17 protein-coding genes and 1 pseudogene are annotated in these 23,495 nt (G+C 41.8%); 1 reads left to right on the top strand and 17 read right to left on the bottom strand.

Features of this window, described 5'->3' with window-relative positions; genetic code table 11:
* Nucleotides 1-110: 110 nt before the first annotated feature.
* The 16 genes from BTJ40_RS04345 to BTJ40_RS04270 all read right to left on the bottom strand — a co-directional run bounded on the left by BTJ40_RS04345 (nt 111) and on the right by BTJ40_RS04270 (nt 19,611).
* On the bottom strand, nt 111-2,378 hold the full coding sequence (locus BTJ40_RS04345; protein ID WP_108731945.1) for a glycosyltransferase family 2 protein: 2,268 nt from the start codon (nt 2,376-2,378) through the stop codon (nt 111-113).
* A gap of 120 nt (nt 2,379-2,498) precedes the next feature.
* Complete coding sequence (locus BTJ40_RS04340; RefSeq protein ID WP_157953880.1) at nt 2,499-3,641, bottom strand: glycosyltransferase family 2 protein; 1,143 nt, start codon at nt 3,639-3,641, stop codon at nt 2,499-2,501.
* Between the two features lie 153 nt (nt 3,642-3,794).
* Entirely contained in the window at nt 3,795-4,355 is a 561-nt protein-coding gene (locus tag BTJ40_RS04335) for a sulfotransferase (RefSeq protein ID WP_108731943.1), read from the bottom strand.
* 735 nt (nt 4,356-5,090) lie between these two features.
* A complete protein-coding gene (locus BTJ40_RS04330; RefSeq protein ID WP_108731942.1) occupies nt 5,091-5,873 on the bottom strand; it encodes a hypothetical protein in 783 nt (260 codons plus the stop codon).
* Nucleotides 5,874-6,058: 185 nt separating this feature from the next.
* Nucleotides 6,059-7,024 carry a hypothetical protein gene (locus BTJ40_RS04325; RefSeq protein WP_108731941.1) on the bottom strand — a complete coding sequence of 322 codons (966 nt, stop codon included), beginning with the start codon at nt 7,022-7,024 and terminating at the stop codon, nt 6,059-6,061.
* A complete protein-coding gene (locus BTJ40_RS04320; RefSeq protein WP_108731940.1) occupies nt 7,021-7,878 on the bottom strand; it encodes a sulfotransferase in 858 nt (285 codons plus the stop codon). Before BTJ40_RS04320 ends, BTJ40_RS04325 begins: the two co-directional genes overlap by 4 nt.
* 27 nt (nt 7,879-7,905) lie before the next feature.
* Nucleotides 7,906-9,138, bottom strand: a complete 1,233-nt coding sequence (locus BTJ40_RS04315) for a glycosyltransferase family 4 protein (protein WP_108731939.1) — start codon at nt 9,136-9,138, stop codon at nt 7,906-7,908.
* Between the two features lie 10 nt (nt 9,139-9,148).
* Nucleotides 9,149-10,990: a glycosyltransferase family 2 protein gene (locus tag BTJ40_RS04310; protein WP_108731938.1), complete on the bottom strand. Its 1,842-nt coding sequence runs from the start codon at nt 10,988-10,990 to the stop codon at nt 9,149-9,151.
* An 8-nt stretch (nt 10,991-10,998) separates the two neighbouring features.
* Nucleotides 10,999-12,114: a dTDP-glucose 4,6-dehydratase gene (gene rfbB, locus BTJ40_RS04305; protein WP_108731937.1), complete on the bottom strand. Its 1,116-nt coding sequence runs from the start codon at nt 12,112-12,114 to the stop codon at nt 10,999-11,001.
* Nucleotides 12,115-12,181: 67 nt separating this feature from the next.
* Nucleotides 12,182-13,066, bottom strand: a complete 885-nt coding sequence (rfbD, locus tag BTJ40_RS04300; RefSeq protein WP_238152131.1) for a dTDP-4-dehydrorhamnose reductase — start codon at nt 13,064-13,066, stop codon at nt 12,182-12,184.
* A 138-nt stretch (nt 13,067-13,204) separates the two neighbouring features.
* A complete protein-coding gene (rfbC, locus tag BTJ40_RS04295; RefSeq protein ID WP_108731936.1) occupies nt 13,205-13,753 on the bottom strand; it encodes a dTDP-4-dehydrorhamnose 3,5-epimerase in 549 nt (182 codons plus the stop codon).
* A 138-nt stretch (nt 13,754-13,891) separates the two neighbouring features.
* Nucleotides 13,892-14,830, bottom strand: a complete 939-nt coding sequence (rfbA, locus tag BTJ40_RS04290; protein ID WP_108731935.1) for a glucose-1-phosphate thymidylyltransferase RfbA — start codon at nt 14,828-14,830, stop codon at nt 13,892-13,894.
* Nucleotides 14,831-15,118: 288 nt separating this feature from the next.
* Complete coding sequence (locus tag BTJ40_RS04285; protein WP_157953879.1) at nt 15,119-16,786, bottom strand: polysaccharide biosynthesis/export family protein; 1,668 nt, start codon at nt 16,784-16,786, stop codon at nt 15,119-15,121.
* 57 nt (nt 16,787-16,843) lie between these two features.
* Nucleotides 16,844-18,088, bottom strand: a complete 1,245-nt coding sequence (locus tag BTJ40_RS04280) for a hypothetical protein (RefSeq protein WP_108731933.1) — start codon at nt 18,086-18,088, stop codon at nt 16,844-16,846.
* 9 nt (nt 18,089-18,097) lie between these two features.
* Nucleotides 18,098-18,823, bottom strand: coding sequence for an ABC transporter ATP-binding protein (locus tag BTJ40_RS04275; RefSeq protein ID WP_108731932.1), 726 nt, complete (start codon nt 18,821-18,823; stop codon nt 18,098-18,100).
* Nucleotides 18,820-19,611: an ABC transporter permease gene (locus BTJ40_RS04270; protein ID WP_108731931.1), complete on the bottom strand. Its 792-nt coding sequence runs from the start codon at nt 19,609-19,611 to the stop codon at nt 18,820-18,822. Before BTJ40_RS04270 ends, BTJ40_RS04275 begins: the two co-directional genes overlap by 4 nt.
* A 997-nt stretch (nt 19,612-20,608) precedes the next feature.
* On the opposite strand from BTJ40_RS04270, the pseudogene BTJ40_RS04265 reads away from it, so the two are divergent.
* A pseudogene (locus BTJ40_RS04265) lies at nt 20,609-21,671 on the top strand (IS3 family transposase); the annotation flags it as partial.
* 335 nt (nt 21,672-22,006) lie between these two features.
* Here BTJ40_RS04265 and BTJ40_RS04260 read toward each other — a convergent pair.
* Entirely contained in the window at nt 22,007-22,297 is a 291-nt protein-coding gene (locus BTJ40_RS04260; RefSeq protein ID WP_108731930.1) for a YciI family protein, read from the bottom strand.
* Between the last annotated feature and the right edge of the window lie 1,198 nt (nt 22,298-23,495).

The following is a 23,495-nucleotide window of genomic DNA, read 5'->3' as shown; positions in this document are numbered from 1 at the left end:
AAGCCAACAAGTCGAGTAGACAGCTTCCAGGTATCAAAAAGTAAGGCACGCCTGCTATGTCGCTCTGAATACGAATGGCGCAGTAATTGAAATACTGCGCCATATCACTATCACGCCAGGGTAAAATCCTCATGGATTAAGGTCAGATTAGGGTTATATGCGGGATCGGTATCTAGTAAATCTCCCCACCGGCCACGCATATAATCGGCCTCCCTCTGTGCACGGCGGCGTTTTGCTGTAGTGTTGTCCGCTCCACGGGATACAGATTCGTGGTGGTATAGCTCTGCGTAAGGTGTCCACAGATTACGATAACCTGCTTCGCGAACCTTCAAGCATAAGTCCACATCGTTAAAGGATACTGCTAAGTCTTCCTCATTCAATCCACCAACCTCATCGAAAACTGCCTTACGCAATAGTAAGCAAGCAGCGGTCACTGCAGAAAGGTTTTGAATAAGGTGGAGACGTGAAAAGTAGCCATATTCATTGCGACTGAAATACTTGTGGGAATGACCAGCGACACCACCAATACCTAAGATTACTCCACCGTGCTGAATAGTATCGTTGGGATAATATAGTTTGGCTCCAACACAGCCAATTTCGGGCCTTAGAGCCTGCCCCACCAACTCACTCAGCCAATCACTATTGATGGGCTCAATATCATTATTGATCAACCCAATAACCTCACCCTTCGCAAGGCCAGCACCGAAATTATTAATTGCCGAGTAATTGAATGGATAATCCCAGCGGTGTACGGAAACACGAGGATCAGAAGTACATATCTCCTCCAAAAAGCTCAGCGTAGCCTCACAGGTGCTTTGATTATCCAAAATTAACAATTCAAAATTTGGGTAATCAGTTCTAGAGAGGATTGCCTCTACACAGGGCTTTAAAATACCAAAGCCATCTCGCGTAGGAACCAATAGGCTCACTAGAGGAGCCGACTCCGGCACATTCCATCGCACTCTATAGCTATTTGGAGCCGTACCAGGCATCGCAGTAGCATTTATAGTTTGAGAGCTCAGGTAATCATTCACAGCTTTCAAACCAGCAGTCGCAGCATAATTTTTCGCGCCACCTTCCAGAGCAGTAGAGCCACTAATTGCCCGCCAGTGGTATAGTATTTCCGGGATATGAACTACATTGTCACTATTCAGGTACGGCACACAGCGCAGAAGTAAATCATGGTCCTGGCTACCCTCAAGCCCTAAACGAAAGCCCCCGATCTGTTCCACAAGTGCTGTTTTCAAAACAGTCAAATGACAAATATAGTTTTGTGACAGTAACAGATCTGGATTCCAGCCTGGCTTAAAGTGCGGGTCGAAGCGCTCACCCAGCTCATCAATTTTGTCTTCATCACTATAAAGCAGCTGTGCCTGAGGGTTGTCGGCAATCGCCTTCACCATTGTCATCAATGCATGTGGCGCCAAGGTATCATCATGATCCAACAGTGCAATATATCCGCCCTTTACCAATTCCAGGGCAGTATTACTAGCAGCAGAAATATGTCCGTTATCTTTCCGAAAAACTACCTGAATACGAGAATCCTGAGCCTGATACTCCAAAAGACATTCCCGGGTCTTCTGATTTGAGGAAGCATCATCGGCGATACAAAGCTGCCATTTGTTATAACTCTGCGCAAGTACAGACTCTAAACAATCACGTAGCAACTCTGGATCAGTATTGAAAGTTGGGAGGATAATTGAAATCAGGGGCTGCGCGTCAAGCTTCTCCCCGTACGCATCATCCGAACGGGAAGCTAGCTTTATGGCTTCAACCTTACCGATCCATTCCGCATAATCACACGTCTGCCGCCTTTTAGTGAAAGTTCTTGCGTAGTGATGCAGAGCCAACTCTTTCCAAGGGCGATTGGTTTCACGGGCTTCTTCGCGAATATATTGCAATACATTTGCTTTCCCCAAGTCACGGAACTTAAAGTGCATGTTAGCCAAGCGCTGGGACAAACGATCATAGGCAAACTGTGCTGGCAATCTGACCAGGTGAAAGTGCCTAATTGAGAAAAGCCCCGAAGTTTCCATTGGGTCAAAACGGAGTGCATGCGCCCGAGAAGATAGATACACAAGGCGCTTAGTTACTCTGCCAGATTTTATCGGAATAAATACACTATCTGGCTCATTGAAGCCGCTTCCGTGATCAAAGTAAATCTTCGCATCTGCTGAGGGCTGATCATGTCGAAGATCTATTTCTAGCATATACCAGCCAGAGCCAAGTCCCCGCCCCTTGATCAAAAATTGAGGATCCCTACCCTTAGAAAGCCAGTCAAAATCAGCCTCAGCATCCTTGGCCCGCTCAATCGCATGCAGGGAACTAAGCCTACGCCCCAAGTCAATATGAAGCAGGGACTTTAGAAATCTAAACACTAGTAAGAACCCAATTTGTAAAAATGCACTTCATAGCGCTATTTATACTCTACCTAAAATCTACGCTCTAAGGTTCGGGCACTTATAAGAGCCTTTATCAAACCTTTACGCCCCCTGCAACTATATAGTAGTAGTTAACCGATAGTTAATTTTTGCCTCAACAGTCGTAGCGTAGATATATGCCTCGATTCTATCCTCGCGGGTTATGACTTTGCTAGGTTTAAAGCTAAACCCACACTTTAAACGCCGGGAGAGCCCTTTATTCACTACATCAGGCCGTCCACGATTCACGTCTACAAGGTGTTCCTCTCCATTGATCAACAGACGAATCTTTATCGGGCCATCAAACTCAGCCGCAGCCCAACCGGTTATCAGGTCCGACCTTACATCCACGAATGCCTTCCCGTAGCAGAGGTAAGGAGTCTCTTCGATCACACGCTCCCTCAGTGTAGTAATACCGCTCTTAACGTCATTGACATAACGGAGTAATGTCTCATCAGACTCATCATTTAAGTCATGTGCCTTGAAGTATGCTTCGCCCTTTTTCCTAGTTGCACTACCAGCCCCGGAGCCCTTACACTCCTTTTTCATAACATGCTCGTGACGGGACTTAACCACATAGTGATTGACTCTGACCCCTTCATACTGAACCTTCCTTGTCTTGGGTTCACACGGCTCACCATTCTCAAAGACTACTGGCTGGAGATTCCCGGAATAGTAGCGCCCCGACTGAAGTACACACTCATGGATATGCATTTTCTTCGTCATCGGGGGCTTCAAAATCGTCTTGATATGGCGATTGAAATCGTGATCCTGTTTCGATGCGCGTGTAAATCGCTCAATAACTAGTCCTTCTCCCTTGAATTTATGGTCAGAAGATCCAAAATTTCTCCAGTTAAGCGCTAAAGCCCCCGCGTCATCATTCTCACAAAAGTCAGATAAAAGATCTCTTAACTCGGAGTCTTCAGTGCTCACGAGAAATTCATCAGCGTCGATAAAGCACAACAAATCCACTTCGTCACCGAAACGATGTAATATATGATTGTAAGCTGGCATCTGCGGACCACAATCACCAACCCTAGGGAAATACACCCGATTTATTACACCCAGACAATCAAGTGCCTCCAATAGTTGTGAAGAACCATCATCACTGACATTATCAGCAATATAAAAGGCATCAACACCGATTAACTGGTGATACACAATCCATTCTAGAATATACTCATACTCATTCTTAAAAATTGCGGCAATTCCAAACTTCATTCGCACTCCAAGAAGACACATCTAATCAAAAATAAATTACAAAGAGCAATTGAAAAAGCCATAAAACAATATAAAAAACTCAAAAACACTACTTATGCATAGCAATGAAAAAAGGCTAATTGCAAGTCAGGCAAAACCAACTTATTAGTATCACTAACTGACAGTCCTATGGTCGTGCCGATAAAATGAAGCATTTATCTTAGTACAACCAATAAAACTCTTTAGTTTATCCCCACCATCTTTTTCAATATTAAATAAAAGTAAATTTTCACGACCGTAAAAATATTGAAGTACATTAGAGTGATGCCTATACCACTCATACTCCCAGCGACGTATAATCCCCTCACGATCACAACCATAGATTTTTTCAAATCGCTGCAAATAAGTCCCCCCCCCATGCTTAAGCCGACTATTTATCCATTTATCTAAGGGGCGTGTATTTAATATAAAAAGAGAACCTGGATACTGTCGATCCAACTCCTGATAGAATTTTTCAAAGGCATACAAGCATCGGTTAGAAACCAGCTCCATATCACTAAAGAAGCTATACTCCTCATACTCACTTAGTAGTGGTCGCCCATGAAGGAAGTTCTCCTCAAGCTTTAGCGCCAAGTTTCCATAATCCCAATGAACTGCCTTATAACCATTACGTAAGAAAAAGTGGTTCAGGCTTGTTGTACCACACTTGTTAAAGCCTATTTGAAATATTTTCATGCTAAATACAAAAGCCAAAAAAACATGTTAATACGAGGCAGTACTCACTCGAAACCGCCTAGTATACCTCATTACAAGCCGGACCAGACAGCGGAGATCGTGAAAAACCAATGAGGAATTCCTCTTTCTAAAAGAGCGAGCCGCACACTACACAACTGCTTAACCACGATATACTGAGCTCCACCTATCCTCAACACCCACTATTCAGTAACCTTGCCAATTGAGTTTTGCCAACCCCAAATGTCGTCCAATACCAATTCTCCCCGTTTTATCCTACTCGCATCAGTCGAGAAAGCTAAACCACCCGCACAATATGCCACCAGCCATTCCAATGGCCTTGAGCATACCCGATGGCCAAGCCCACTATTTGGAGATAGCTCCGTAAAGATCTGTCGCCTAGCTTGAGACAGCACTCACAAATCAAAAATTCTTCACACGTGACCACCACCATCCTCAGAAACATAATATACGGCAACAGAATTAAAATTGTACCTCAATGCAGAAAATTCCCTCGGCCATTGACCGCCTCTCAAATCCTTCGGGATTTGCGAATCACTAATACAACCGGTTAACAACACCCTTTCGTATCATTACTTCAATAAGTACGGATACACAACGAAACTCTTCAAGAGTTCAGATCAATTGGGGCAGAGCTTGTGCCCACATTGCCTCGTACTTTTAACCGTTTGAGCTGAAAGCTGCAGTAGGATTTTATCTATCAGTAAGTAGTCTACTTTACGTACTTTTAGCAGAAAGTATTGACACTGCATTTGAATACGCAACAACAGCTTCATGAATAAATTTTCCCATAGATCCGCCGATTCTTGCATTCAGCTCTAGTATTCTTAACTGGCCATTATTAACTTTGTAATTGAAACAACCAAACCCGCGATAATCTAATTTCTGTAGGAGAGATCCAAACTGATCTAAAAATACACAGTCGTATCCCCATATTTTATCAACCGGTCCTTGACCTTTCCCTTTTACAAAGAGGTCCTGATCATAGACGTATTTCACCTCTTTTGAAAAAAGAAATTTCCCCCCATCAAATATGAAGTGAAGAGCATATTCCTCTTTACCTGAAACATATTCTTGACAGAAATATTCTTCAGAATCCAGTTTATCTCTGTAAATTTCTTCATCCGCAATAGAGTTAATAATATAAGTAGTTAATCCGAACTTCCCTACATTACCCTTTAGAACGTAAGGAAAATCGCCTCTAAAAGAACCTACTTTTGGAAGAAATTCTTCAAATCCATTTTCCTCTAAAAAAACATTAAATTTATCTTTATTTTCCGCCAGGCACACTGTAGGTGAACTTGGAAAAATGCCCTTTTCTGAATCAGGGCAAAGCTGCCCAGCCTTTAAGACATCTTCAATACTAATTGGAAATACTAGATCAACATTGTCTACCGCCTTTTTAGTAAACTTAGAAAAGACAGGAGTATATTCTGTCTTATTAAGCTGCCTCTCAATATTCGATCTCCAGTCATCTCTATTAGAAAACAAAACCTTCATAATAGCCCCACTACATTAAACTTAAAAACTAATCCAGAATTAATCATGCATTAAATTACGCTTATGGCCTAGCCAAGAAAATAGCAAGTCAGGCCATGATTTCAAGAAACCACTCTATTATAATTAGCTAGCCACCCGAAGGACCTTATCCCCAATCTAAATTCACTCCAAAAGTTGATCGAGCTCTATTTATGAGAAACAGAAATTAACTTTAAAAGATCTCTAATAATATCTTTAATATCTATATTATTTTCACAATTATTTGAATACTCGCTCAATAGATCAGCGCGCCAAATATCTAGATCGACAACATCTGCATTTGCACAAATAGAGTATAGATTCTTATTAGACTGATAATAATTTTCAAAAATCGACAACCTATCTTCCAAAGAAAGCAATTTGTACCGCCGGAAATCCCCCGTCCTCTCATACTTACATAAAACATCAGAAAGAAGAGACTGATCATGTGGGTCTAGTATCGGACCATACTCTGCAAAGATTCTTGTTAGAATCTTACTCGAAGCATTATTACTTTTAGAGTGACCGATGGGTATAATATCATTCAGGGTCGCGTATTTTAGGAATGAACCTGTAATTCCTATTCCACTATGTGCCTTTTCATATGAAATATAGGTAAATTTAGAATCTGAAAAACAACTCTCAAAAATCTTGAATTTTGAATACCAGTCCATGGAACTCATAATAGGAAGACGCTTCAAGGTTTCCTTAAAGTTTAAAGGAACCCCTTCCTTCGCCCTCTGCTGAAACGCAGACTCATAGAATGAGTCTTGCTTACGATAATAAATCAAGACCTCTATATTTCCTAGCGATTCAAATAGCTGACTAACTCTTTCGCCCTTACTCATCCACAAATCTTCAGATTGTAAAGCAGCAGTCATATCTTCACTGGAGAAAATAAAATTTTTGCAATCAGAACCAGAGACTATTTCCTCAAGCTCTTTCTTAGCTTCAGTATATGTATACGAATCTGGAGAACCATGAATATAGCCATAAGCTGCCTTCGCATCTTTTGGAAGAAAAACATATTCCCAATCATTGTTTTTCAGAGAACTTCTATTCGAATTCAGAATCGCTTGAATTGAAGATGTTCCTGTCTTATGCATCCCGGCATGAAGAATTATTCTACTCATAGTCCGTAGCCCAATTCACTCAGCTCTTCGCCTATCTCTTTCTCAAAAATTTGAGCGACATTAGGGCTCATCTCTGTTCTCCACCGCTCAACAGATGCTGCGACATTACTGCTCGTAATATGATGCTCTACAGATTTCTTCTGAGCTTCAACTTTTCCATAATCTAGCTCTAAACCTATCCAATCACCCAAAAAACTTGTAATCTCATAAGGGGATTTAATAAATTCTTCATACTTAACAACGTATCGTCGATCACTTGCCTCAATACTGCTAATATGCTGCATAAAGCTCTTTCTCATCTGGCACAACTTTAACGCATATGATTCATCATCATCAGATTCTCCCCACCCAAAACCGTTAAAGCCGCGTTTCGCATTGAAACTTTTTATAGAAACGAATTCATCCCTGGGATCCCTGAACAAAAATAAATTTTTTGCATAAAAAGCCGCATTTACATCTGGACATATATCATGAACTACCTTTTCTGCATAATAAATAGGTTTATCTAAATTTAATTCTTCTTTCAATTTATCTTTAATTTGCCCAGAAAATCCACTCCATAAGTGTGTCAAAAAATCTAACTGGAGTTTTTCGCGATCTATTATATTGGTATCAAAATATGGTAGAGGCCCAATTCTATTAATCTTAGAACTAAATAAAGAATCAGCGTTCCAATTTTCATCGTTACAGGATTCTGAAGAGGCTACAGTAGTCAATCGATGTAAATAGGTTAAGTGCCTCTTTTCAAAAGGATAATCCCGGTCAAATACCACATTACTTGATGATCCGAGTACTTGCATAAGCAAAGTGGACCCGGAACGCCCAAAGCTGCGCAACATAATTGGTGTAATCATAATTATGCCTATTTCAAAATCTACGTATTAATAAATCGACAGATGGATTCTTGAACATTCATCGATACTCAGCGGCTTAGAGATATCGCTGGTAACTAGATTCCAGTTTTCATTTTCTCCACAGGCCTTCAATATTGCCTGCTTCAAGGAGTTACTGCTTCCACTGCGAAAGCAGTAGCCATTGACGCCATCGATAATTTTCTCGACTATTCCACCTATATCACTGCCAATCATTGGGCGGCCGTGGTTAAACGTCTCTTGAATTACCATCGGTGAGTTCTCCCACCATACAGAGGGAATAATAACCCAGTCTGTTTGCTCCATCAGCCGGCCTAATTCATGGGACTCATAAGCCCCGTGTAAGGTTACCACGTCACCGAGATTCTCCAATAATCTGTGAATCTTCTCCTGAAATTCCTCGGTCTGCCCTTCCAGATTGGTCCCGTGAATATCCAGATGTACCCTCTCTCGAGTATCTTCCGGCAATAGCTTGAAGGCCTCCAGCAATATATCCACGCCCTTGAATGGGTTGATCTGTCCGAAGAAGGCAAAACGGCTACGTGTTTCGCCTTCAGTAAGTGGGCGAGGTGCCAGTGTTTGAACCTCTGGCTGGCCATTTTCGATCATAACCATCTTCTCCTCGGGGATTCCCCAAGCCTTGTATCGATCAATCAAGAATTGACTGGGTGACACAAACATATCCACCAAATCAAAAATGGACTTAATATATTTCTCACGCAAAAAGAAGTCTGCAGGTGAACGCTCACGGAAACAACGCCCACAGTCGGTAGGTGAAGATTTATAGCAGAGCTTCATCTGTTTACCCGGCTTAACCATTTGACCGTTATTTGCGCATATTGCCAAATATTCATGTAGAGTCATAATAATACGTGTATCCGACAGTGTATTTCGGACCTCGCGTATTAATTCCAACCCCATATGAATATAGTGATGGAAGTGAACTACAGTCGGCTTATAACGCTGCAACAACGCACGGAACTCCTGCCATACATGCTTCTTACAGCCCGACTGAAACAAGAAAAAGTCCGACATATGGGTGTGGAAAAGAATTTCCCTATCGGAGTTGATAGTGGAAAAAGCAGAACCTCCATGCGAGGGCTGATCGGTACGCGCCAGAAATACAGTATCCAACCCCTGCCTTTCGTATTCCTTAAACAAATTATAGGCGGCTACTTCCGCACCGCCTTTACTCTGATCAGGGTGACCGTGAGAAACGATTAGTATTCTGTGTTCTGTCATCGGTAACTCCCTAACGCACTAGCTGCTCAATCAAACTTCCCCAGCGGTCGGTATGTTGCCAGGCATTGTAAAGGGTAATCTTAAATTTCCAGTCACGGTTTTCGAAAAGGCTCTGCGACATTCGCTCCAAATGATAGAGTTTTTCATCTGTGAGTACGTAATGACGGTAGCCAGCCTTGCGTAACTTTAAGCAGAGATCAGAATCCTCAAAATCTCCAAGTACATAGCTCTCATCCAGGCCACCAACAGAATTATACAACGTCTTACTGATAAACATACAGGCACCAGTAACAGCCGGCGATTCCATAACTGAATCAGTATCCACTAGCCATTCCGGGATACCCTTACTTGGGTGCTCGTTCAGCCATAAATTACCAAATTGTATACTTTTTGAAAAACTCATTCCTATATGTTGGATAGTTCCATCATCAAACACTAACTTCGGGGCGACCACGCCGACGTCTTCCAGAGAAGCCGCCTTCTGTTCTATACGCGAAATCCAACCACCGCTACTCGGGATAATATCTGAGTTAAGCAACACTAATTTATCTGCCGTGGCATATCTTGCCCCTAAGTTATTAGCGCCGGCATAACCCAAATTACGGCCACCATAAATCACCTTGAAACTTACGGGAAACAACATACTGGTGTCGTAACAAAAAGGAATAAATGAGTCGTAAAGTCTTGGGTCATCTAGAACGTAGATTAGCTCCGTTTCTGCAAAATCAATATCATCAATAAACTGAGCCACTTGATGTAGCAGGAAATCGTAACGTCCATACAAAGGAACTATTATGCTACGTTTAGGGTTCTTCACTTCTTGCCCAAACTGCAATACCTCCACCTGGGGCGCGTCTAGAAGATAGCGTCGATTCGACCATAGCGCGGACAAGGCTGGTGCTATGTGTTTGCGCATGTTCCTCTGATATTCCTGACCATCCACGTTGAAGTTTACCAGTACCTGCTGGCTGGCCAGAGTAACGTCCTCTCGAATATTAGTCTGCTGTAGTTGAATGATTCCCAGGCTTCCCTCTTTGGTGAAAAAGAGCAGCTCCAGTTTAGCTTGTTCAATCAAATGGGGCATGGGTACCCATGTGAAAAAGCCTGCTTTATAGCCTTGCTCAGCCTTATCAGGAAAGGCCTCCAATACATCCGGGCGAGAAAAACGCACAGGACTCTCAAGCAAGTTCTCACTATAGCTGCCATCGGAAGTTCGTAAAACCAAGCTTGCCAAATACTGCTGGCAGTCGAGTATCCAACCTGATAAAAATAGTCCGTGACCAGGTACAGATAAAATGTAATCCCAATGCCAGTTGATTTTTGAGCGCAGCTGACCCTCGTTCAGATTTTTAATACCTGGAATTTCAAAGGTTCGATTACCCATACTTTTAAACATGACTTCTAGGAGCTCTGCTTTTTCCCCTTCCCGCCAAGTCATGCAATGGCCAAATATGTCTTCGCCACTCAGATCTACAAACGGCTTTAATTTAACTTCTTTCCTTTGGCTACCAGCACTAACAATCATTCGAAACGATGCAGTGTTGACGGGCTTGTCATAGGGCCATTCTACTAGCAAGCAATAACCCCAGTGACCTGTACCCTTAAAATTAAAGTGTCTATTTACATCCAGCCGTGTGGTTCGTAAAGTGTAGTAATTGAGAATTTCGCCTTTGCCATTTTCCAAGTTGAAATTTAGAGATTTATGTGCAGGGTGAAATGCCCAACCTTGTATCAATAGATGCTGTTCACCAATGACCCCACAAACATCTACCCATACTTTTGCGAACTCCGGAATTCCTTTGGCTGCTGTAGCTGTTGTACTCTCTAAATACTTTTTTTTCTTGACGTCCATTTTTCATTTCATCCTTGTCTAGAGCTACTGTACTGCTTCTCTATCCATTTCCGGTAGCTGCCATCCATCACAGCGCCCCACCAGCTGTCGTTTTTCAAGTACCATCGCAACGTCTTGCGGATACCCGTTTCAAAACTCTCTAAGGGCATGTAGCCTAACTCTGAGCTGGACTTTTTTGGATTTATAGCGTAACGCCGATCATGCCCGACCCTGTCTTGCACATAGGTAATCAACTCTTGAGATTTGCCTGCAATAGCAGATATTGCCTGCGGATACTTATCTGCAAATTTCGGGTTCTCAATAAACAGATTATTCATTAGTTCGCAAATAAAGTGGACAATATCAATATTGGCCCACTCGTTAACTCCACCGATGTTATAGCAATCTCCAAGCCGACCCTTCTTGATTACTAAGTCTATCCCTCGGGCATGGTCCTCTACATAGAGCCAATCACGAATCTGTTTACCATCTCCATATATTGGTAATGGCAAATCTCGCAGAATATTGGTAACAACCAATGGGATCAGCTTTTCTGGAAAATGATAAGGGCCATAATTGTTTGAGCAATTACTCGTAGTTACCCTCAGTCCATAAGTATGGTGATAAGCACGCACCAGATGATCCGAAGCAGCTTTACTGGCAGCATAGGGACTATTAGGTGCATATGGGGTAGATTCACAAAACGCTGGATCTTCTGGCTCTAAGGTCCCGTATACCTCATCAGTTGAAACGTGGTGGAAACGATGAGTTTCTTTATTAACTCCTTCATCCAGCCATATTTTTTTCGCCGCTTTGAGTAAGCTATGGGTACCAATAATATTGGTCTGAATAAATGCATCAGGTCCGCTGATTGAACGATCCACGTGGCTTTCCGCCGCAAAGTGGACTAACGTATCAATTTGATGCTCCTTTAATAGGGCCTCGACTAAAACCGAGTCACAAATATCACCCTGATAGAACTTAAAACTAGGGTTATCTTTAACTGGATTTAAGTTTTCGATGTTTCCTGCATAAGTAAGCGCATCTAGAACTATGACAGTATCCTCAGGATAATTATCTATCCAATAATGCACAAAATTGGAACCTATAAAGCCGGCACCACCAGTTACCAATAAACGTTTCATTTTAATAATACTATCAGCCAAAATTTTAAAAAGTTTAATTTAGGTTAGAGCCTGATAACTCTATAATTCAAAGCTGTTGTACTTTGATATCAAAAACATGTCGAAGAATTTCCCGCCAGTGTTTAAAATCGACACCAAGCTCATTCATTAATCGGCTCTTATCCAAAACACTATAAGCGGGTCTTTCAGCAGTAGCTGGATAATCCTGGGTAGTAATCGCCTTGATCGTCAGACTCTTATCTGCAGGAAGTAAACCTTTAGCCTTCCCCTCTTCATAGATTGCTAATGCAAAATCATACCAACTGGCTACACCGAGATCAGTGCAATGGTAAATTCCTTTGGAGCTCTTATTTCTTACCAGGTCAAACAGTATTCGTGTTATGGTTCCAGTCCAGGTTGGAGTACCGACCTGATCAGCAATCACACCTAGCTGATCTCTTTCCACCATCAGACGAAGCATCGTATTAACAAAATTATGGCTGTGTATACTGTACACCCATGATGTTCTTACAATTACCGCGTCCGGAAGTACTTTAGAAATAACAGATTCAGCTTCTGCCTTAGTAGCCCCATAAACACTGAGAGGCTTAACTTTATCCGAAACAACATAGGGAGATGATTTCCTCCCATCAAAAACATAATCTGTAGATATATGTATAAAGCGTATGGAAAATTTCTTACATACCAATGCAAGGTTTTCCACACCTTTTACATTCACTAAAAAAGCAGCATCTTGATCTCCCTCAGCATTGTCTACGTTAGTAAATGCTGCCGCGTTAATAATAACATCAGGATGATTTCGCTCAACTACGTCCTTAACTGCATCAATATCTGAAATATCTAGCTCCTCTCGAGACAGAGCTATCAGTTCAAACTCCGTCGGGCATTGACCTTGAAGCTCACGCCCAAGTTGTCCATTTTTTCCTGTGACCAGAATTTTCATTTTTTTCATACTTTACAATCCATAAATGTCAATAAAGCACATCTGACACAACGCCAAGATCGAGAACATGAGTGACAACTAAGAATTAGGTTACTACTTGATGGAAGGGTAATATCGCTGACTTTAAAAGGAATCTTTGCACCTTCATCAACGAAAGTAAACAGCATCTCGAAAACGACTACCTACATTGTCTTTCTGTGAAAGCTGAGGTGCATGACCATCGATAAGAGGCCAATTAATATTTAAGTCTGGATCATTCCAAATGATTGACTGTTCATATTGCGGAGCATAATAGTCCGTGCACTTATAGACAAATTCAGCTGTATCACTGGTTACATAAAATCCATGTGCAAATCCCTCAGGAACCCACAACTGACGTCTATTTTTGGCTGAAAGGAAAACACCAACCCACTTTCCAAAAGTCGAAGAGTTCTTGCGCAAGTCTACAGCGACATCGAAAACTTCACCCTCAACTACGCGGACCAATTTACCTTGTGGTTGCTCAGTTTGATAGTGCAGACCACGTAAAATCCCTTGGGAGGATTTACTGTGGTTATCTTGAACAAAAACTCTCTTGGCACACTCCTGATTAAATACATCATCGCGAAAAGACTCAAAGAAAAATCCTCTTTCGTCACCAAAAACTCTAGGTTCAATGATTTTTACATCAGGAATTTCTGTTCTAACAATATTCATACGGCTTTATTTATCTACTGGTGCCACAGATCAACTAACTACCAACCTGCGGCCAAAAGCAAAATGTTGGAGCCGCCTATCCTTAGGCGCCACTCATGCTTGGGCTAAGAAGAATCAAATTATAACGTTACAGAAAATCTACGAACCAGAGGCATACCTACGTTCATTTATTGAGGAGGCTTCGCCATGTTCCACTAATATTTGCATTAAATACTTACCATAGCCGCTTTTCATTAATGGTTGAATTTGGGTCTCTAGCTCTTCTGCGTTAATAAACCCTTTTCGGTAGGCTACTTCTTCTGGGCAGGCTATTTTCTGCCCTTGACGACGTTCAATAGTTTGTACGAAATGTGCGGCATCTAGTAAATTATCGTGTGTACCAGTATCTAACCAAGCACTACCACGGCCTAGACACTCCACCTCCAAAAGATCCTGCTCTAGATATACTTTATTAATGTCAGTGATTTCTAACTCACCACGCGTACTAGGTTCAATATCTTTAGCTATATCACAGACTTGCCTGTCATAAAAATATAAGCCAGTAACAGCATAATTCGATTTTGGATTATCCGGCTTTTCTTCAAGGCTAATAGCTTTTCCTTTGTCATCGAATTCTACAACCCCATAAGCTCTGGGGTCAGCTACACGATATCCAAAGACAGTAGCCTTATCCGATCTGGAATCTGCCTGCTGAAGGGTTTGACTAAAACTATGGGCATAAAAAATATTGTCGCCCAATACAAGCGCACTATTGTTATTTCCTACATGATCACGACCAATAATAAAAGCTTGAGCTAGCCCATCTGGAGACGGCTGTACAGCGTAGGAGAGGTTAATTCCCCACTGTGCTCCATCTTCAAGCAAACGCTGATAAAGCACTTGTTCTTGAGGTGTTGTGATGATCAGAATATCTCTGATTCCGGCTAACATAAGAGTAGTCAATGGATAATAAATCATTGGTTTATCATAAACCGCCATCAACTGCTTACTAACCCCTTTGGTCAGCGGGTATAACCTTGTGCCAGAACCTCCAGCTAATATTATTCCTTTCCGTTCAGAAGACCCCTTCACAACCATTTCCCCCACCCTTGAACCTTTTATAATCTACTAATCTGTGAACGTTTATTGACACACTCAACCTGACCCGGGCTGGCTATCAGGTATTACAGCTTTCACTCTTAATAGCTAGCAAATAATTTTCGATCTAAATAATTACATACCAGCCTGAGAATCTGTATTACTCTGTCCTTACAGATCATCACACCTACTTTTTACCCACTGGTACAATTAGAAAAGAAAGCCTCTAGGCTGTAACTGCAAAAAAGAAGCCAATCCCAACCGTTACCGAGATACGCTCGTACCAATTCAGAATGATAAAACAGCCGCAGTGCCGACAGCTATGCGATAAAGTATTTCCGTTACATCTTTAGTAACTTGCAATTCACTAGATTGAATCTTCGGCATAACCATAATTTCATCTCCTGGGCGTAAACGATCCCCCAGTCGATTGTCAAAATCACCGTCATCAATACGGCTGATAGTGCCATCAAGATGTAAAATAACCAGCTCATCTCGGTTGGCATTGTTAGCAAACCCACCGGCCAGCTCAATATAATCTTCCAAAGTACGTTTTTTGTTGTAGACCAGAGAGGTTGGAAAGATAACTTCACCCACAATCGATACCGTAGAAGACTTGATAGGCACCACAAGCTCATCACCATCTTCAAGTAGCATGCTTGCCGCGTTGGGGTTATTGGCAATCACTACCTGCCCCCTGGGTTTTGCTTTGCGAGCCTGCTCAATAAAGTTCTGGATCATCATGGCATTGTCTTTTTGTGCCGTTTTCTCCAGATCCGTATTTGGCTGACGAGTGAGAACCTCCATCTGTAAAGCATCTAATGAACGGTCCAAGGCTGCTCGCTGACGTTCAGCAACACTGTTGCGATACAGCTGAATAGAATCCTTATCGGCATTGTCACGGAAGTCCAACTGAGCCAAAAGTTGATCTAAAGTCGCACCATAGGGCAGCACATAAGTCGCCGGGCCGTCGAGCTCTCCCGAAACGCGTATAGAAATAGATTGAATGTCGTTATCCCTTACCAACTCAACCTGTGCCCCAGGATATAGGCGTGCTGTCATTGCATCAGCCAACGGCATGTATTTTGCCTGTTGAATCCCGTCAACCACTTGGGTGATTCGGGCGAAATTCGCTTGGGGGTCCGGCTTGGTCACAAGTAGCATTTCCCCAAGCTGGGTATAAGGCCCTGTAAACTCCATTTGTGCAGCTTGCTGCACTGCCCCTTCGACAGTTACGGAACCGTTGCGTGCCCCAACCACCACAACATCACCATTCCGTAATTGAAGTGCTGGCATAATGCCATCTACCAAAAAGCTATACAGATTGATTTTTTGGATTTCTGCACCTTGGCGCATCACTTTAATATCAACAAAACTCCCGCTTAGCTCGTCAATACCACCAGCACTATCTAGGTAGTAGAGAATAGAGTCTGAACTAAATCCGTTATAGAGGCCTGGGCTACTTACGTAGCCTGTCACAAATACTTTTACCGGCTGACTTGCTTCCAAATTGGCATATGCTTGTACATTATTTTTAAATACACGCTTCACATGTCGAAGGACAAAGTCATTCAGGACGCCATTTTTTACTCCGGCAACATGAACAGGACCCACTTCTGGCACAAATATATTACCTTTAGGATCTACTGGTAATGTTGCACTAAAGCTATAAGCGCCCCAGAGCTGCAAGTTAACCTGATCCCCAACTGAAATTCTATAATCGGGATTAAAACCACTAAACGGCTGATCTTTAAAAGCCCCTTGAAAAAGTGATTGCCCAAAAACAGGTACTCCCGTCTGAGGTAATTCAGTGGATGCTACTTCATCTATCAGTTGAGTCTCCAGCGCTGTAGCCTGTACACAGGTAAATGAAACCAATAACCCTAGGCTAAAACTAAAGCGTTTTATTTTCCCTGTAATCATGTGTCCACTCTTCGTAAAAATAATTTTGTTCAATTAACGAGGCCACTGTACTCGCAGGTAATACCAGCTGATGAAAGCTGTAGCTTGAACCTACATCCGGTGATCACGAATAGTCACTACTAGCATTCTTCCAATTCCATATAGCATAAGCAAAACTATGGCAAGACTTGTTAAGTTATACAGTTTGTGAGGGTATTCAGCCTTTTCTGCAAGGGATGGTTGAGTTACAACCATTAAATGTTTCAGTTTACCGGATGCCTCCATTCGCGCAGTCTCCAACGCCTTTAGAGAAGCAGCATACGCATCCGTAGCAAATTGCAAATCGAGCTCTAAATTCTGAAAGTGCGCTCCCAGCGAGTTCAGTCTCTGCTCTCCTTCTTCCTCACCTACTCCCACCAGGCGAACCTTTTCCATCTCAATTTGGTTTTCCAACGCATCAATATCTGCTTTCATGGAAATAATCTGAGACGAGTCGGTATTCAGGTAAGTTTTCGCCGATGTAAGCTTCGCCCGCTGTTCCGCCAGACTTGCCTCCAACCCCTGAATAATTGTACTGATCCCTTTTGTTAACTCTTCAGGACTAACAATCTTGTGGCTGTTTTGAAAGTCAAGAATCTCTTGCTTAGTACTTCGTAATTTCCCCTGTGCCAGCTCAACTTCATTTTTAACAAAAGAGACCTGTTTATCCGCCAATTGATTACTGATCGCATTGACAAAATCTTCAGATTTTTGAATAGCTGTCTCAATTAGGCGCTTGGCAAAAGCAGGATTAAAAGCCTGCATTTCCATAGTGATGATACCGGTTACTTCATCATATGTGATATGAGTGTGCGCTCTGTAATAATCCAAATAATCTTCTTGAGTGGCATCATTGGCTAAACGCGAAAAAATATCGTGCTGAGAACTCTTGTAATAGTCCGCTAGGCTCAGTTTTTCATCGAGGTACAAAGCCATATCCAAGGATTGGATATAATTTACAACCAAAAAGGCATCTTGTGTATCAGCACCAATACCAGGAACTAGAAACCCTAAAGCTGGGGATGCAGCTTGAGATGAAGTACTGTCTTTAACTATTAGTTGGGTAGTACTAACATAGCGATCAGATACCCAAAACAAATAATAAGATCCGGTCACTACCATAGGCAGTACAACTACTAAAGCAAGCCCCCTCCATTTGTGAAAAAATCTGGTGGCAGCCCCCCGCTGGCCTTCACTCGTTACACTTATTAACTTCTTAAGGGGATGAAATAAATTAGAAAATAAAGAGTGAAAATTTTCCACGCTTTGATCCTGATTCTTCTTTTGCCCTTCAACGGACGGTTCTCTAACATCCATAATCGGCCCTTATACTTTCACGGATGAGGTGGCTTTATCATTTTTAGATTGAGACTGTAACTTTTCAGCCTTGCTTGCCCCATCTCCTTTATATAGATCTATAGCGTCCTCTACCGCATCAAAGATTTTCAGACCACCAGAGTCTAAATAAATACCAACATCACAATTTTTTTTCAGCATTTGCATGGCATGCGCAACGATTATAAAGGAGGAGTCTTTGCGTTTCTCAGATATCACTTCCTCACACTTTCTCTTAAAGTGTGCATCTCCAACAGACATAACTTCATCAACCAGGTAAATATCAAAATCTACAGATATACTTAGTCCAAAAGCCAAGCGAGAGCGCATCCCAGAAGAGTAACTTTTTACAGGCACATCAAAATAGTTACCGATCTCAGCAAAATCCTGGACCCGATCCATCACTTTTCTCTGCGCCCCACCCCAAATACCATGTATGCCGCAGATGAAAGCTACATTTTCACGCCCAGTCATACTGCCTTGAAAGCCTCCGGATAACCCCATAGGCCAGGAGATTCTTTGGTCAGTGATTACTTTCCCATAGTCCGGGTAATCAATCCCCCCCATAATACGCAACAATGTTGACTTGCCTGCGCCATTACGCCCTAAAATGCCGATATTCTTTCCCTCAGGAAAAGTTGCACTAACATCTTTAAAAAGTACTTTTCGACCATGGGGAGTGCGGTACGACTTTGTTAAATTTTCTAACTTAATCACCGGCTAGTTACCAAGTCACGCCAATTTGCCCTGTAACACAGTAAACCAAAGGCCAACATCGTTACTGAAGACAGCCCTAAGTATCCCAAGCTGCCAAACATTCCCTGGTAATTGGCAAACAAGCCCTCTCGAGTCAACTCAATAACGTGTAGCAAAGGGTTCCATACCAAATAAGAATGATACTCTTTTGGGATCTGCTCTAGTGAGAAGAATACTCCGGACAGGAAATATAAAGGGCGAACAATTACTGGGGACAACTTTGCCAGTTCAGGAAACTTAACGCCTACAACACAGAGTACCAAACTGAGGCCGAGGCAAAAGCAAAAAAACAGTAAATTTACAGCCACCAAAAGTAAAAAATTATTAAACTCTGTAGAAACTCCAAACCATGCAAAGATAACTATTAATACGGTAAGGGTCGTCAGGAAGATAACAAATTCAAGGAAAACGCGACTCAATACCGCATCAAAGGGCCTGAGCTGTCGATAGTTAAACAACCCCCGATTCGACTCAACCGCAGCTAAACCTTTACTAAAACAATGACTGAAATATAGAAATGGGGCTATTCCTCCAAGCATAAACAGTTCTGTTGGAACACCCGGGTAGAATTCTCGCCCAGCTAGACTAAACACAGCAACCAACACCAGCACGTGCAGAGATGGCTCAATCAGTACCCAGGCATATCCCAGTCGCCACTTGCCGAAGCGAGTTTTCATCTCACGCACTAACAGTGCATAAATCACGTCTCGCTGAATTTGCCAGACCGAGCGTTGGGCAGAGGACTCCATAAAAATCTACTTTTTGTAATATGTGAACCAGTCGACTACAGAACCAATGATGTGTCTGAGATAATTAATTTGGTCATTTGTAAACTGCTAACGAACAAGCGATGATGAACTCTACCGTACAAACCCTGCCACTTCCTGAGAACTAATCTTGATTTTCCCTGCAGCAAAGAAAACCACTATCAGCGACTCCCCTCACAACAACAGGCGCAGCATCCTAGCTCAGCTCGCTTTCAAATCAATCACGCGCCATTACGCCTCCCCTCAAAAGAAGCAGGACAACGCTACCCCCTGACCTATCTCATAGAATACTTTTTGAGAAGGCATCATTTAGCGAAAAAAGTTTTTATTACTCAAGTAGATTGCCAGGGACCAACATTTCCCTGACCCACAGTTTGTACCCCAATACTAGCACTCTACACTCATAGCGCGCGTCAAACATATATATTAAGGCAGTGACGAAAAAATCCGCTCTTTGAGCGGATTTTAGCCACCTAACTTAAGATGATATATACAAAGTAGTTGACCAGACTTCCTTAAGAAGAAAGATGACGATGGCAACTCCAGAAAACAGTGCTACCTTTTAAATTGTAAGCAATAACTTACTATCCAAGCAAGTTTTTATCTGCGAAAGCCTGCTTCGTAGTAAAGATTATCGTTCATGTTTGCTGGTGCCTTAAATCTTGCCATAATCAACTTCCACAATACTTCCCCTGGTAACCCATTCCGATAGGAGCTTTTGGTGTCACCTAATATCAAAAAGATATACTTATCACCAGATGGCTCCTCATTAGCCTTAGCAAGTAGTTATGGCAACCACAGAAATACTTAGTAGGTTAGTGACCACTTTCCACTTTAGAGGCCAATAAACTTACTTAAAACCTGGATCAATTAGACGCGAACCTCAGGAAAATTGTAGAGGCTTACTAAACCCGGCTACCAATTTAGGAGGTAAACTTGCCACCGAAAATAGAAGTGTTCAATAATTAGACAGCGATGATCTTTTTCTCCCAAATTTAAATTAGAGGCAGCCAAGTCACGGGATGCTGGTCAACATCGATCCACTGTTGGGTGAGGCAACTAGAGGCAGAGCGGGGTGGAAAGACGCCTGCAAGTAAAACACTTACCACTGAGCAAAAGAAAATTCAAGAGCTTGAAGCCCGTATCAATCGCCCGGAAAGGGAGAAAGAGATACTCAAAGGCTACCGCTCTCTTGATGTCCAACGAGATAAATCGTACGCGCTGATATAGACCGATTGATTGAGCAGGAATCAGTAGAACAGGTCTGCAAAGCGTTTGAGATAACGCGGTTATTTACGGGAAAAAGAAGAGCTCCGTTGATGTATCCGGAGTGCAGCATCACTCCAAAGTCATTGAGCTCTTCGAGCACAGCCGTAGCTCTGCACGGAGCCGTACAATCGTAGGTTTGCTTTATGAGCAGGGGATATCAGTCTGACGCTTTAAAGTCCGAAGGCTAATGTGTGAGACGGGCTTGGCGTATAAACAACCTGGTCCTCAAAAGTAAAAGCGAGCAATAGTTGAGCACTTAGATATGCCGAATGAACTCGATTGTCGATTCAATATAGAAAAACCCAATCAAGTTTAGAGCGGTGATATCACCTATATCTGGGCTGGTTCAAGCTGGTGTTACTTAGCTAACGTTATAGGTTTTCACGCCTGTCGTATAGTTGAATCGGCCTCTTCAGGGAAACCAGATGCCACATTAACGATAAAGCGATGGGAATGGCTTGGGAGCAGTAAGGAAAACCCGATGGAGTTATGTTTTACTCGGATCAAGGGAGTCAGTACACCCGTCATCAATTCTGCCAACGGCTGTGGCGCTACCGAACGTCCCAGAGCGTGAGTCGATGTGGAAATTGCTAGAATGGAAAGACTGTTTCGGAGCCTGAGAAGTGAATGGATACCCTCTCTTGGTTATACCTCCATCACAAAAGCAAGGCGATACATCAGCTATTACTTGAAAATGTATCAACCAACAAAATGACGGAGTACCGCCTGCAACAGCAGAAGAAAAACTTATCTTATTGTCCGGAAATAGTTGACCATTTCCGTTCTTTGGCAAACTAAGAAATAGCCAAACTCCCAGTATTCCCCCCCTTATACCCGATTGGTCAAACCCATAGGTAAAATTATTCTCAGTTCGATCATTTCTACCAAAGCCAAAGAAAAAAGGCATACGGTAGGATACAGTCCCAAAAATAATAGCGTTCCTACGCCAGCTTAAAGTAGTTTGACTTTCAGGTGATTCATTGGTCGCCCCTCAACTACATATTCCCTGTCACCTTACTTTACCTACTAGCTCAATTATATTCAACATAACCCACTAGCCTCGAAGGCCTGTGTAATCGAAAAACTATCACTTTTTTAATTTTTTCGATTAAATCTCAATCAAAAATTCCAGCTCTTGTGAGGATTTCGTCGGTAAAATTTGTGTCACTTCATAATTAGCCAACCCTTCACGGTAGAATGGATCTTGTTTAAGTATCTGGTCTAACACGGCCCGACTATCTATGGTCACCAGGATAACCCCACCTGTGCGAGGCTCCTTACGGCCAGAAAGCTGGAAATATCCAAGCTCGTAGTATTTATTCAAGAATTCAACATGCTCTAAATTAAACTTATCCACCTCTTCAGGGGGCTTTATGTAGGTTAGAGATACTATGAACATAGTGATCATCCTCTATTTTCAACTCAATATATCAAAAAAAGAGAAGGGATATTTATCTTTCATTCACTCTCTTGTAAACGTAGATTGTCAATTTATAACTCTGGACCTTATTTAGACGACTATTGTACCTACAGGTAATCTGCAAATTGAGACAAATAACTCAGTATTGATGCCTAATAAAGAAGGGTCTCTCTAGATAACATTGCTTTAAGCACAAAATCCGAATAAAGATACAATAAGACCGGGTATTAATAAGGTATTAATTGACAGCTTTCTATTTTTTTATTAGTTGAAATCCAATTTTCACGATAGTAAATACTTGCATCATAATGAAGATTTAAAATATTCGGATCCAAATAATAGGGAAAATCACTTTTATTTGATATAATAAACCCATATCTTGCAAGACATGGTCTTGAAAAGCATAATTCTGCCCATACTCAAATCTATTACAGGTGTTAGTGTAAATCTTTAATAGCCATCAATAAATATGGCTTCTCTATTATATCTATCCATATTCTCCAAAAATTGTGCTCCGCATTTAAAAAACTGGAAATAACAAAACCAAGCACAAATGCACAAAAATCCATTATATACTTCTTCATAAACAACTTTGTTCGCTGGTATTCCTGTGACATCTGATAACTCTTAATAGTTAAATCAATCATATAAGCTAACCATGGTAGTAATTTCATAGTGAAGATATAGACTTTGATTCCACCTGCTCTATTAGCCAGTTAATCGTCAGCATACATTGTGTATACTGATATAAATCAGCCAGAGCATTCACCCATTACTAAACATGATATTATGCGAATAAATATTATCGGCAAAGAATCATAAAAGCTTCACCTCTTGTTCTACCAACACCCCCGCCTACGATTTCCCACCCCTCGGGTACTCTGACAGTTTTCTCTGGAATTCCCCCTTGTTTAATGGCCTTCCAGATACATGCCATAAAGTAGCAGCAAAGTACTCGTTTAACTGATCATCTGATAGCTCTTTATTCCCCTCAGAATCAGCTTCAGCTAAAGCAGTTAGGGATCCAAGAGAAACTACCACTCCAAATAATCCAGAAAATAAACTATTGTGCTTTTCATTTACTTTCTTTTTAGTACTAAATCTTAAATTTATTATTTATTCGCTCTTTGCAACAGGATTATATAGCCCGCTAAAAAGTCAATAAATATTCCATCAT

The organism is Microbulbifer sp. A4B17, from assembly GCF_003076275.1.
Classification (GTDB): Bacteria; Pseudomonadota; Gammaproteobacteria; order Pseudomonadales; family Cellvibrionaceae; genus Microbulbifer.
Note: the sequence above shows the minus strand (reverse complement) of the source record. Positions and strands in the feature narration are given on the sequence as shown.